This window comes from Micromonospora parva (genome assembly GCF_040649675.1).
Taxonomy (GTDB): domain Bacteria; phylum Actinomycetota; class Actinomycetes; order Mycobacteriales; family Micromonosporaceae; genus Micromonospora; species Micromonospora parva.
Map to the genome: position 1 here is coordinate 15,962 of NZ_JBEZFX010000002.1, position 12,117 is coordinate 28,078.

Consider the following 12,117-nt stretch of genomic DNA (forward strand, 5'->3'; position numbering starts at 1 on the left):
AATCATTACAGTCATACACACCGATATCAATGTCTTCGTCGCCACGGATGCCGTTACGGGTGCATCGACGCGCCCTTGAGCACCTTGTCCACCACGTTGCGTGGCGCGTGCAGCGCCAGGCCCACCAGGTCGAGCTTCTCCCGTCCGACCGCACGGACGGCGGCCCGGTTGTCCCGGTCGTTGCCGGTGGCGAACAGCTCGGCCGTGAAGATCGCCAACCGTAGGCCCCGGGCGAGGGCGCGTGAGTGCGCGCCGACCACCGTCGCCCGATCCCCGGCGAAGATCAGCACCGGCTGGCCGAACATCGGCAGGTAGCGGGTGTCGTCGGCGTCCCGGTACTCCTCGCCGAGCAACTCGGGCAGCGTGCTCGCGATGCCGCTGACCAGGAAGGCGGTGACGTTCAGTCGTTGCCAGCTCGCCAGGTCGTCACGGAGCAGTACGGCGATCTTGGTGGGAAAGCGGATCGGTTCGGTCATGGCGTCGAGCCTGCCCGCCCCCACGCCGCGCGGTCTTGTACGTTCTTAGCGTGGCCACCAGCCCGGCTGGCTCGCACGTCAGCGCATGGCGCCCCGCGGTAGCCGGGGTCGCCGAGGTCTTCCACGCCCATTTCGTGGACCACGCCTACCCCCGGCACATCCACGAGGTGTGGACCCTGTTGATCGTCGACGACGGCGCGGTCCGCTTCGACCTGGACCGGCACCGGCACGGCGCGCTGCGCACGTCGGTCACCCTGCTGCCACCGCACGTCCCGCACGACGGCAGCTCCGCCACCCCGGACGGCTTCCGCAAGCGGGTCCTGTACCTGGACGCCTCCGCGCTCGACGCCGAGCTGATCGGCCGGGCCGTGGACGAGCCGGACCTGGCCGATCCGCAGCTGCGCGACCGGATCCACCACCTGCACCAAGCGCTGGCCGCACCCGGCGACGAGTTCGAGGCCGAGAGTCGCCTCGCGTTCATCCTGGACCGGCTACGCCGCCAGCTGCGCCAGCGCCCTCCGGTCGATGGCCAGCCGGCCGGACGCGGCCTCGCGGTCCGACTACGCGAGCTGCTGGACGCCCGGACCGTCGACGGCGTCACGCTGGGGGAGGCCGCGCAGCTGCTGCACGCCCACCCGACCCACCTGGTCCGGACCTTCACCCAGGTGTACGGCGTGCCACCGCACTCGTACCTGACCGGTCGTCGGGTCGAGCTGGCCCGGCGCCTGCTCCTCGCCGGGCAGCGGCCCGTCGAGACGGCCGTCGCGGCCGGGTTCTACGACCAGGCGCACCTGGCCCGCCACTTCCGGCGCTACCTGGGCGTCAGCCCGGCCCGCTACCCCGCCCGGGGCTGATCGGACGGGTCAGACGAGCTGGCCGCCGATGACGGAGAGCAAGCGCAGCTTCTCGTCGCTGGGCGACCCGGGCACGGCGGTGAAGACCAACAGCGTCTGTGACTGGTCCGGGTCGACGAGTGTCTGGCAGTGCAGCTCCAACGCCCCGACCTCCGGGTGCACGAAGTGCTTGGGCGGGCAGTAGCCGGCCGGCACCGGGTGTTCGCGCCACAGCCGCGCGAACTCGGCGCTCCGAGCCAGCAGGTCGTCGACGAGCGCGGCGGCCCGTGACCCGCGCCCGTCACGGGTGTACGCGGCGTGCAGGTGCGCCACGAGCAGGCGGCTCTGCGTCTGGTGGTCCTGCGCCGGGTGCAGCTGCCGTGCCGCCGGGTCGGTGAACCAGCGGTGGTGGGCGCTGCGCGCCAGGCCGGTGTACCGGGTCTCGTCACCGAGCAGCGCGACGGCCGGCGCGGTCTGCGCCAGGGTCTCGCCCAGGTGGTTCACCACCTGGGCCGGGGTGTCGTGCATCCGGTCGAGGATCCGCATCATGCCCGGGTTCACGTGATCGGCGCGCAGCGCCCGACGCGGAACCGCGTGCCCGGCGAGCTGGAACAGGTGGTCCCGTTCGGCGAGGGAGAGTCGCAGGCCACGAGCGAGCGCGGCGAGCATCTGCTCCGAGGGGTGCGGCCCACGCTGCTGCTCCAACCGGCTGTAGTAGTCGGTGGACATCCCGCTCAACGCGGCGACCTCCTCGCGCCGGAGCCCTCCGGTGCGTCGGCGCGGGCCCCGGGGCAGCCCGACGTCCTCGGGCTGGAGGGCCTCGCGGCGGGTGCGCAGGAAGCTCGCGAGTTGGGCGCGGTCCACGATGACTCCGATCGGCAGGTGCCGGGAAACGACCCGGCACATCGAGCGCAACAGCACACCCCCAACCCCGTGTTCCCTCCGCCCCACCCCACCCCACCCCACTCCTTCGCGATCTTGCGATTTCTGTCGGGACATGAGGTGCGTTTCGCCTCATTCCGACGACCGAAAGTGCAAGATCGGCGGGGTCAAGGGGTGGGGTGGGGGCGGGGCGGCGGGGTGGGGGGGTTAGCGCTGGATGGACTTTGTTTCCAGGAACTCTTCGAGGCCCATTCGGCCGAACTCGCGGCCGTTGCCGGAGTGCTTGTAGCCGCCGAACGGGGCGAGCGGGTTCCAGTGGCCGGCGTTCACGTCGACCTGGCCCACGCGCAGCCGCCGGGCGACGGCGAGAGCGTGCTCCGGCTCACCGAAGACGCCGCTGGTGAGGCCGTACACCGTGCCGTTGGCGATGGCCACGGCCTCCTCCTCGTCCGCGTACGGGATGATCGTCAGCACCGGGCCGAAGATCTCCTCCTGAGCGATCGCGGAGGCCGGGTCGACGTCGGCGAAGATCGTCGGCTGGACGTAGGCCCCGACGGTCAGCCCCTCGGGCCGCTGCGGGCCGCCGAACACCAGCCGGGCACCGTCGGCGATGCCCCGCTCGATGTACCCGACCACCTTCTGCCGGTGCGCCTCGGACGCCATCGGGCCGATCCGGGTGGCCTCGTCGCCCGGGTCGCCGACTGTGTACTGCTTCGCGGCCTCGACGGCCAACGCCACGACCTCGTCCTGCCGGGAGGCGGGCACCAGCATCCGGGGCCACGCGCCGCAGACCTGACCGCCGTTGCTGAACGCCATCATCAGGCCCCGCTCGACAGCGTCGGGCAGGTCGGCGTCGTCCAGGATGATGTTCGCCCCCTTGCCGCCCAGCTCCAGCGCGACCCGCTTGACGCTCGCCGCGGCCACCGCCGAGATGCGCTGCCCGGCGCGGGTGGAGCCGGTGAACGAGATCATGTCGATGTCCGGGTGGGCGGAGATCGCCTCGCCGACCGTCGCGCCGGTGCCGTAGACGACGTTGAAGACGCCCGCCGGTACGCCGGCCTCGGCGGCGGTCTCGGCGAGGATGCGCGCGGTCAGCGGTGCGTTCTCGGACGGCTTGAAGACCATCGTGTTGCCGGCGAGCAGGGCCGGGGCCAGCTTGGAGACGATCTGCTGGAGCGGGAAGTTCCACGGCGTGATCGCGCCGACCACGCCGATCGGCTCGCGGACGATCAGCGAGTTGCCGACCTCCTCGGTCCAGGCGAAGTCGTCGGCCAGGCCGGCGATGGATTCGAGCACCGCAGCCGGGAAGGCGACCTGGGCGGTGCGGGACATGCCGATCGGCGAGCCCATCTCGGCGGTGATCGCCTGGGCGATCTCCTCGGTACGGGCGGCCAGGCCGGCGCCGAGGCGGCGCAGCACGCCCGCCCGGTGCTGCGGGGTGGTCGCCGACCAGGCCGGGAAGGCGGCCCGGGCGGCGGCGACGGCGCGATCGACGTCGGCGGCGGTGCCGGCCGGGGTCTCGGCGACGACCTCGCCGGTGGCCGGGTTCACGACGGGAAGGGTGCCGGCGGAGCCGGTGACGGTCTCGCCACCGATCCAGTGGCCGGCGACGGTGTGGGTGGAAGGTGTCATGGACCGACCGTCGCACCGTGCCGGAACCCCAACCAGGTGCGGTTTATCCAGGGTTTCGCGATCCCTGGCTGGGGTCCGGCAAGGTCAGAGCGCGAGGACGATCCGGCCGGCGGCGGTGCCGGCGTCCTGCCGGGCCCAGGCGTCAGCGACGGCATCGAAGGGCACGATCTCATGATCGACGGTGAGCCGGCCGGTCGCCGCGTGCCCGGCCACCACTGTCAGCGCCGCTGCCCGCGCGGCGGTCGACAACCCGTTGTTGGTGTAACCGACGATCCGCAGTGCTCCGCTGCGCAGCACGGCGGACTCGATGGGTGCGGTCGCACCCGCCGCGCTGCCCAGGTTGACCAGTCGCCCACCGGGGCGCAGCACCCGCAGCGCCGCCGCGGCCGGGACACCGAAGACCGGGTCCAGGACGAGGTCGACCGGCCCGTCGGCGGCGTGGCGCAGCCGGTCGGCCAACGACGCGACGTCGTCGTCGGGGAGCAGCGGGAGGGCGACGGCGGCGCCGAGCTCCTCGGCCCGGGCGCGGGCCGCCGCCGAGCGGGCCACGGCGATGACGCGGCGGGCGCCGCCGAGCAGTGCGAGCTGGATGGCGGCCTGGCCCACCACACCCCCGGCCCCCAGCACGACGACCTGGTCACCGACCGACAGGCCGCCGGCGTCGGTCAGCGCCGCCTGCGCGGCGACCGCGGAGAGGCCCAGGGCCGCGAGCAGGCTCAGCGGTACGCCGTCGGGCAGCGCCACCACGTCGGCGGTGGGCACCGTGACCGTGCCCGCCATGCTGCCGTCCACACCGGAGCGCATCCCGGCCGACGTGCCGAACCAGACCGCGGTGCCGTCGGCCAGCCGACCGACCCCCTGCACACCCGGCACGTACGGCGTGGTCGGCGGGCCGAAGTAGCTGGTGCCGGTGGCGCAGAGCACGTCCAGCGGCGTGATCGGCACGGCCTCGACGGTGACCGCCACCTCGCCGTCGGCCGGCACGGGTGTCGGCCGCTCGGCGAGCGTCGGGGCGGCACCGCAGCGGGTGAGCACTGCCGCGCGGATCACGTCGCGATGTCCGGGTAGGGCATCGCGAAGTGGGCCAGCCGCGCGCCGTAGGACTTCTGGTATTCCAACGGCTCGGTGTTGTCCCGCTCGAAGAGGGCGATGAAGAGGGTCAGGGTGAGGAACGGGTGCGCGCCCAGCTCGAAGAGCTTCACGTGGTCGTGGGTGGCCAGTGCCTCGCGCTCCACGTCGTCGAAGCGTAGCCAGGTGCTGGCCTCGCCGGTGTGGCAGTTCAGCACCGTGTTGGCGCACTCGGCCTCCCACCAGGCGACCAGCTCGCGCGGCTCGCTGCGGTAGCGCTCGACCAGCTCCGGGTCCCTGTCGACGGTGAAGAGGAACTTGTTCAGCAGGTATCTGCTCATGCCGTCGGCGCTCCGTTCGGGTACCAGGTGAAGTACGCCTCCATGGTGTGGAACAGATCGAGGGTGTCGACGTAGTCGGCCTTCACGCCGGCACCGGCCACGCCCATCATGAGCATGAAGTCCATGAAGCCGTGGGTGGCGTTGCCCGGTGAGTGCAGGCTGTCCAGGGTGACCTCGCGCAGGCACTCGTCCAGGTCGCCGTTGGCGATCCACTCGACGGCCCGCTGATCGAACTCCGGGTCCGGGCCGTGCGGGCCGAACTGCCGGGGGCCGCCCAGCTCCAGCGAGAGGTGACCGGTGCCGATGACGGCCACCCGCAGGTGCGACGGCCACGACTCGACGATGTCGCGGATGCTCTGGCCGAGTTGGACGAAGCGTTTCGGCTGCGGCAGCGGCGGCGCGAAGATGTTCGTGTAGATCGGCACGATCGGCAGGTCGGCCTCGGGCCGCAGCGTGATGATCGGGCAGGTGATGCTGTGGTCGATGCGCAGCTCGTTGCTGAACGCGAGGTCGAACCCGGCGTCGAGCCCGGCCCGCAGGATGTGCGCGGACAGGTCCTCCTGGCCGGTGAGCAGCATCCGGGGCAGCCCGAACTCGCGCTCCTCGTTGTACCAGTTGGCGTCGTAGCGGGGCGCCTTGCCGACCAGGAACTGCGGCATGTTGTCCAGCCAGAGCTGGTGGAAGTGGTCGGAGCCGACCATCACCAGCACGTCGGGTCGGGCCCGGGTCAACGTCTCCCGGAACGCCAGGATCTTGCGGGTCCACTCGTCGGCGAACGGTGGTCGATCCTCGCCGGTGGCGGTGCTGGCCCGGTAGTAGAAGGGGTGGTGGGTGGAGGCGATGACCGCGACGATGGAGGCCATTCCCGCTCCTTTCGGGGGCGCGAGAGGGGGTCAGGGTTCGTAGACGGCGTTGCTGTCGACGGTGCGGTAGATGTCCATGCCGAGCGGTCGTCGTCGCTCCTCGGCGAGGTGCCCGAGCAGCCCCGCCGCGCGGGCCAGCAGGGCGAAGCCGCGCAGCATCTCGACGGGGAGCCCCAGGTCGGCCAGGGCCGCGCCGCAGACCCCGGCGCCGTTGAGTGGCAGGGTGCGGCCGAGCACCTGCGGGTGGACGCGTCCGATCGCCTCGAACAGCCGCAGGTGCGGGCCGTGCAGACCCTCCTCGGTGGCGATCCGGATCAGCACGGGGGTGCGCGGGTCCTGCTCCTTGTGCACGGGGTGCCCCAGCCCGGGGACCAGCCGGCGTTCCTGCTTGGCCCGGGTGACCGCGTCCAGCGCCACCGCGTCGTAGTCGGTCACCTCACCGGCCTTCTCGAGCGTGTCGGCGAGGAAGCGTCCACAGTCCTCGGTGACGCCGAGGAAGCGGGAGCCCCCGCCGAGCAGACCGGCGGCGAGCGCGCCCTGCAACGACTCGGGCGCGGACAGGTAGGTCAGCCGGGCCGCGATCGCCGTCGGGGTGAAGCCGTGGTCGGCGAGGGCCACCAGCACCGCCTCGAAGACCCGTACCTCGCCCCGGGTGGGCCGGCGGCCGGCGACCAGCCAGTACGCCAGCTCGCCGAAGCCCACGGTGCCCATCAGGTCGGCGGCCAGGTCGTGCCCCAGCAGGGAGATGGTGGTCGGGTCGGAGGTGCCGATCCCGGTCGGGAAGCTCAGTTCTTCAGCCACGCGCGGATCTCCTCGCCGTGTTCGTCGAGCCCGGGCGGCGGCAGTTCGTAACGCGCCGGGGTGTCGGAGAAGGTGATGGGGTTACGCACGCCGGGTACGTCCCCGACGGTGACGACCGGGTCGAGCCCCAGTTCCTCGGCGAGCGCCACACCGCCGTCGATGGTGTTGATCGGCGCGCAGGGGACGCCGGCGGCGAGCAGGTCCCGGAACCACTCGTCCTTGGTCCGCTTGGCGAGCCGTTCGACGAGCAGGGGACGCAGCTCCTCGCGGTTGGCGGTGCGGTCCTGGTTGCGCCCGAAGCGCCTGTCGTCTGGCAGGCCGGGCAGGTCGAGCACCTGGCAGAGCTTGCGGAACTGCCCGTCGTTGCCGGCGATGACGATCAGCTCGCCGTCGGCGGTGGGCAGCGGCTCGTACGGGAAGAGACTGGGGTGCGCGTTGCCCATCCGGAACGGGACGGTCCCGCCGGCGACGTAGCCGCTGGAGTGGTTGACCAGGCCGGACAGCGCCGAGCTGAGCAGGTTGACCTCGACGTGCTGGCCGCGTCCGGTCTCGCCACGGTGGTGCAGCGCGGCGAGGATGCCGATGCTCGCGTGCAACCCGGCCATCACGTCGAAGACCGAGATCCCGGCCCGGTACGGCGAGCCGTCCGGGTCGCCGGTGAGGCTCATCAGGCCCGAGATGGCCTGCACCATCAGGTCGTAGCCGGGGAAGTCCCGGCCGGCGCCGGTGCCGAAGCCGCTGATGCTCGCGTACACGACCTTCTCGTTGGTCGCGGTGACCGTGTCGTAGTCGAGGCCGAACCGGGCGAGGCCACCGGGCCGGAAGTTCTCGATGAGCACGTCGGCGCGGCGGGCCAGCTCCTGCGCGGCGGCCAGGTCGTCGGGATTCTTGAGGTCCAGGGCGATCGACCGCTTGTTGCGGTTGATGCCGAGGTAGTACGTCGAGACACCGTCGCGGGTGGGCGGCATCCAGGTGCGGGTGTCGTCGCCACCGGGGCTCTCCACTTTGACCACCTGTGCGCCGAGGTCGGCCAGGAGCATCGTCGCGTACGGCCCGGCGAGGATCCGGGAGAAGTCCGCGACGAGCAGCCCGGCCAACGGTCCTGTCGAATGCTGCACCATTTTTCCGCCCGTTCTACGGACACCTGTCCGTCGTGACAGCTTCCGACACCGGAAGGGGAGTGTCAACGGAGAATTTGGCCAGCGGGGAGAGCCCTTGACACGAATGGTGACCCGGACCACACTTGCGCCACCCGGGCTGGCCGTACAGCGGACAAGAGTCCGGATTCCCCTCGTACCCCGGAAAGGAATGGGTGGCGATGAGCGCAACCGACCGGCCGGTGGTCTTCCGCAACGGCCTGGTTCTCACCATGGACGACGCGCACACGGTGCTCCCCGGCGCCGATGTGCTGGTCGTCGGCGACCGGATCGCGCAGGTCGGCGTCGGCCTCACGGCGCCCGACGACGCCCTGGAGATCGACGCCACCGGCGGCATCCTCATGCCCGGCATGGTCGACACCCACCGGCACCTGTGGCAGACCGCGATGCGCGGGTACGGCGCCGACTGGACCCTGACCCAGTACTTCGTCTGGTACTACCTCGAGTCCGGCAAGCTCTTCCGGCCGGAGGACATCCACGCCGGCAACCTGCTCGGGGCGATCGAGGCGATCGACGCGGGCGTCACCACCACTGTCGACTGGTCGCACGGGTTGCAGACACCCGAGCACGCCGACGCCGCAGTGGACGCCCTGGAGGCGGTCGACGGGCGGTTCGTGCTCGCCTACGGCAACATCCAGCAGGGGCCCTGGGAGTGGGCCACCTCCCCGGAGTTCCGCGACTTCCACCGCCGCCGCGTCGACGGGGGCAAGCTGGCCGGCTTCCAGATGGCCTTCGACGTCACCGGCGACCCCGCCTTCCCGGAACGGGCCGCGTTCGAGGTGGCCCGGGAGTTGGGCGCCGCGGTGACCACCCACGCCGGCGTGTGGGGCGCCACGAACGACGACGGCATCCGACTGATGCACGAGAACGGGTTCATGACCCCGTCGACCGTCTACGTGCACGCGGCGACGCTCACCCACGACTCGTACAACCGGATCGCCGCGACCGGCGGCTCGGTCTCCGTCTCGACCGAGAGCGAGCAGAGCGCCGGCCAGGGTTACCCACCCACCTGGCAGCTGCGCCACCACGACATCCCGGTGTCACTGTCGATGGACACCAGCGTGTGGTGGAGCGGCGACCTCTTCTCCGCGATGCGCAGCACGCTCGGCGCGGACCGCTCCCGGGAGCACCTGGAGGCGCACGCCAAGCAGGAGACCGTCACCCACTGCCACCTGCGCGCCGAGCAGGTCGTCGAGTGGGCCACCCGGGGCGGCGCCCGCGCCCTCGGCATGGATGCCACCATCGGCGCGCTCACCGCCGGCCGGCAGGCCGACGTCGTCCTGATCAAGAACGACGCCTCGCCGGTGATGTTCCCGATCCTGAACCCGCACGGTCACGTCGTCTTCCAGGCCCAGCGTGCCGACGTGCACACAGTGCTTGTCGGTGGGCGCGTCGTGAAGCGCGACGGCCGCCTCGTCGGCGTCGACCTCGCCGCCGCGCGGGCGCGGGTCGCGGCGACCATCGACCACCTGCGCGAGACGATGGGGGAGCAGGCGTGGCAGCGGGGCATGAACCCGGACATCCCCGAGACCGCGATCCTGGAGAACCCGTACCAGTACACCGAGTGGGACGCCGGGTCGGCGCAATGGAAGCATTAGGACATGGGTGACAACGGGAGGGGCGCCGGGCCCGACTTCATCGAGGCTCTCGCTCGGGGCCTCGACGTCCTACGCTCCTTCCGTCCCGCCAGCCCCTCGATGACCCTCAGCGAGATCGCCGCCGCCACCGGCCTGGCCCGCCCCACCGTCCGGCGCATCCTCATCACGCTCGAATCGCTGGGCTACGTCCGCGCGGCGGGCCGCGGCCACACCCTCACCCCGCGTGTCCTCGAACTGGGGATGGCGTACGTCAACGCGCTGAACATGTGGGACGTGGCCCGCCCGCACATGGAGAAGCTGGTCGCGCAGACCAACGAGTCGACCTCGATGGCCCAGCTCGACGGCAGTGACATCGTCTACGTCGCCCGGGTGGCCGTCCCCAAGATCGTGACGCTGGGCGTCACCATCGGCACCCGCTTTCCGGCGCCCGCGACGTCGATGGGCAAGGTGCTGCTCGCCGCGCTACCGCCGGACACACTGGCCGCCGTCCTCGCCGAGCCCAGCCGCTCCGGCATCACCCCGCGCTGGCAGCCCTCGCCCGGCGACCTCGACGCCGTGCTGCGCGAGGTCCGGGCGAAGGGCTGGGCGCTCGCCGACCAGGACCTGGCCCCGGGGATCCGATCCGTCGCCACCGGCGTCCGCGACGGCGACGGGCGGGTCGTCGCCGCCATCAACGTGACGGTGCACGCCGCCGAGACCTCGGTGGAGACCCTGCGCGAGGAGCACCTGCCGAGGTTGCTGCGCGCCGCCGCCGACATCGGGCACGACTGGGCGCTGACCGCCGCCGTGCCGGTGGTCACCGTCTAGGTTCCACCGATCACGAACTTCTTTGATTGTCCGGGGCGGCGCCGACACCAGATCGGATGCCATAGTGCCGCGATGAAGGCAGACCTGCACAGTTACCTGAAGGGCGGCCGTGACACGCTGCTGTGGAAGCTCGACGGGCTCAGCGAATACGATGTTCGGCGTCCGTTGACCCGGACCGCGACCAACCTGCTGGGTCTGGTGAAGCACGCGGCGGCCATGGAGGTCCTCTACTTCGGCGTCGTGTTCGGCCGGCCGTTCGAGGAGGAACTGCCGTACGTCGGCGACGGGGCGGAGCCCAACGCCGACATGTGGGCGAGCGCGGATGAGACCCGCGAGGAAATCGTCGCACTGTACCGTCGCGCGATCGCCCACGCCGACACCACCATCGAAGCCCTCACCCTGGATGAGGTCGGCCGGGTGCCGTGGTGGGGCGATGCTGCTGTCACGCTGCACCACGTCCTGGTCCACGTCGTCGCGGAAACGCAACGGCACGCAGGCCACGCCGACATCGTGCGCGAACTCATCGACGGCGCGGTCGGGCTGCTGTCGGAAAACGACAACCTGCCCCCGGCCGACGAGTCATGGTGGCGGGAACACCGGCAGCGAGTGGAGCAGGCTGCCCTCGACGCCAGCAAGCGCAGCAACTAGTGCCCTGACCACTAACGTTCACCGGCTTGGGACCGGTGGCTGCACGGGGCGTGAGTAGCCTCGGCTCGTGGAGGATCGCGAACAGTACCTGCGATATCAGCGGGACCGGACCGTGCTGCTGGCGATCGGTGCTCGTCTCGGTTCCCAGGTCTGCCGGATCAGCGTGCGGTTGCCTCGGTCTCTGGCCGAGTCAGCCGTCGCCGCCTGGAATCGCGACGAGTTGGGCGGCTTCGGCGAGGAGAGTCGCGAAGAGTACGAACTGCGTGACGATGCCTCCGAACTGGCCTTGATCGGTCTGGCGATCGGTGAGCGCGGCATGCGGGATGGTGAGGACGTCGTCGTCGACCTGGACGTGGTCCAGGTCGCGGCGGCGTTGCGGGCCGCGCGATAAATCAGGCGCCCGCCGCCTTGGCGCCGACCTGCTGCGAATCGATCACGGTGACTGAAAGTGTCGTACAGGTGTTCTAGATTCGGGTCATGTTCGAGGAGTTGGCGCAGGCAGACGCCGCGGTCGCCGCGTGTGTCGACGCCGCCGCCTGGGCCCTTTCCGAGCAGGACCTGATCGCCGCGCTCGACGCCGCGCACCGCTTGGAGCAACGTCTCGCCGCCGTAAAGCTGGCAGTGATGCTGGCGGGCGGATCGAGTGTTCAGCCCGGCACGCCGCAATTCCGCGCGGCCACCGAGGGCGGCCGGGGCGCGGCCAGGACCGGCATGGGCCCGTTCCTGTTCAGCTCTCGAGGCGGTGAGAGCGCGCGGCCAGGACCCTGCACACGCCCGCACCGTGCAGCTACGGAGGGGTGAGAGGGCGCGAGGGCCAAGACCTGGCGCGCTGCCGCTCCCGTTCAGCTACCGGGGATGAGGTCCTGCCGCGCAGGGACGGCGGGCCTGACGCGCGGCTTTCCCGCCTTGACGCGTTCGACAGACCGGCAGATCACCAGGGCGGCTGTCCAGGCCGATCAGGAGACCATCCCGGTGACCACTGGATCGCGGTTCTGCCGGCCGATCGCCACC

The 12,117-nt window shown here is 71.3% G+C and carries 14 protein-coding genes; 6 read left to right on the forward strand and 8 right to left on the reverse strand.

Translation table 11 applies throughout. From position 1 onward, the window contains the following. Positions 1–53: 53 nt before the first annotated feature. Positions 54–476: a DUF2000 domain-containing protein gene (locus AB0C03_RS05290; protein WP_210862690.1), complete on the reverse strand. Its 423-nt coding sequence runs from the start codon at positions 474–476 to the stop codon at positions 54–56. Between the two features lie 50 nt (positions 477–526). Here AB0C03_RS05290 and AB0C03_RS05295 point away from each other — a divergent pair, with 50 nt between their 5' ends. Further along, a complete protein-coding gene (locus tag AB0C03_RS05295) occupies positions 527–1,330 on the forward strand; it encodes a helix-turn-helix transcriptional regulator (RefSeq protein WP_357634569.1) in 804 nt (267 codons plus the stop codon). Between the two features lie 9 nt (positions 1,331–1,339). Here AB0C03_RS05295 and AB0C03_RS05300 read toward each other — a convergent pair whose 3' ends face one another. The 7 genes from AB0C03_RS05300 to AB0C03_RS05330 all read right to left on the reverse strand — a co-directional run bounded on the left by AB0C03_RS05300 (position 1,340) and on the right by AB0C03_RS05330 (position 8,017). After that, positions 1,340–2,173 carry a helix-turn-helix transcriptional regulator gene (locus AB0C03_RS05300; RefSeq protein WP_357635495.1) on the reverse strand — a complete coding sequence of 278 codons (834 nt, stop codon included), beginning with the start codon at positions 2,171–2,173 and terminating at the stop codon, positions 1,340–1,342. A gap of 225 nt (positions 2,174–2,398) precedes the next feature. Continuing rightward, a complete protein-coding gene (locus tag AB0C03_RS05305) occupies positions 2,399–3,823 on the reverse strand; it encodes an aldehyde dehydrogenase family protein (protein WP_357634572.1) in 1,425 nt (474 codons plus the stop codon). Between the two features lie 84 nt (positions 3,824–3,907). Further along, positions 3,908–4,873 (reverse strand): zinc-binding dehydrogenase, encoded by a 966-nt coding sequence (locus tag AB0C03_RS05310; RefSeq protein WP_357634575.1) that lies wholly within the window; start codon positions 4,871–4,873, stop codon positions 3,908–3,910. Further along, a complete protein-coding gene (locus AB0C03_RS05315) occupies positions 4,870–5,232 on the reverse strand; it encodes a hypothetical protein (RefSeq protein ID WP_357634578.1) in 363 nt (120 codons plus the stop codon). The genes AB0C03_RS05310 and AB0C03_RS05315 overlap by 4 nt, the downstream gene beginning before the upstream one ends. Next, the gene (locus AB0C03_RS05320; protein WP_030338324.1) at positions 5,229–6,095 is read right to left on the reverse strand and encodes a DODA-type extradiol aromatic ring-opening family dioxygenase; all 867 of its coding nucleotides are present in this window, start codon (positions 6,093–6,095) and stop codon (positions 5,229–5,231) included. The genes AB0C03_RS05315 and AB0C03_RS05320 overlap by 4 nt, the downstream gene beginning before the upstream one ends. Positions 6,096–6,125: 30 nt before the next feature. After that, positions 6,126–6,896 carry a citryl-CoA lyase gene (locus AB0C03_RS05325; RefSeq protein WP_357634581.1) on the reverse strand — a complete coding sequence of 257 codons (771 nt, stop codon included), beginning with the start codon at positions 6,894–6,896 and terminating at the stop codon, positions 6,126–6,128. Continuing rightward, positions 6,881–8,017, reverse strand: a complete 1,137-nt coding sequence (locus AB0C03_RS05330; RefSeq protein WP_357634584.1) for a CaiB/BaiF CoA transferase family protein — start codon at positions 8,015–8,017, stop codon at positions 6,881–6,883. The genes AB0C03_RS05325 and AB0C03_RS05330 overlap by 16 nt, the downstream gene beginning before the upstream one ends. Positions 8,018–8,214: 197 nt before the next feature. Between AB0C03_RS05330 and AB0C03_RS05335 the strand changes: the two genes are divergently transcribed. The 5 genes from AB0C03_RS05335 to AB0C03_RS05355 all read left to right on the forward strand — a co-directional run bounded on the left by AB0C03_RS05335 (position 8,215) and on the right by AB0C03_RS05355 (position 11,907). Further along, the gene (locus AB0C03_RS05335) at positions 8,215–9,651 is read left to right on the forward strand and encodes an amidohydrolase family protein (RefSeq protein ID WP_030338320.1); all 1,437 of its coding nucleotides are present in this window, start codon (positions 8,215–8,217) and stop codon (positions 9,649–9,651) included. Positions 9,652–9,654: 3 nt separating this feature from the next. After that, positions 9,655–10,458: an IclR family transcriptional regulator domain-containing protein gene (locus AB0C03_RS05340; protein WP_030338318.1), complete on the forward strand. Its 804-nt coding sequence runs from the start codon at positions 9,655–9,657 to the stop codon at positions 10,456–10,458. 72 nt (positions 10,459–10,530) lie between these two features. Continuing rightward, positions 10,531–11,106: a DinB family protein gene (locus AB0C03_RS05345; protein ID WP_357634589.1), complete on the forward strand. Its 576-nt coding sequence runs from the start codon at positions 10,531–10,533 to the stop codon at positions 11,104–11,106. 67 nt (positions 11,107–11,173) lie between these two features. Further along, complete coding sequence (locus tag AB0C03_RS05350) at positions 11,174–11,497, forward strand: hypothetical protein (protein WP_357634592.1); 324 nt, start codon at positions 11,174–11,176, stop codon at positions 11,495–11,497. A gap of 86 nt (positions 11,498–11,583) precedes the next feature. Beyond that, positions 11,584–11,907, forward strand: coding sequence for a hypothetical protein (locus AB0C03_RS05355; protein WP_357634595.1), 324 nt, complete (start codon positions 11,584–11,586; stop codon positions 11,905–11,907). The last annotated feature ends 210 nt before the right edge of the window (positions 11,908–12,117 follow it).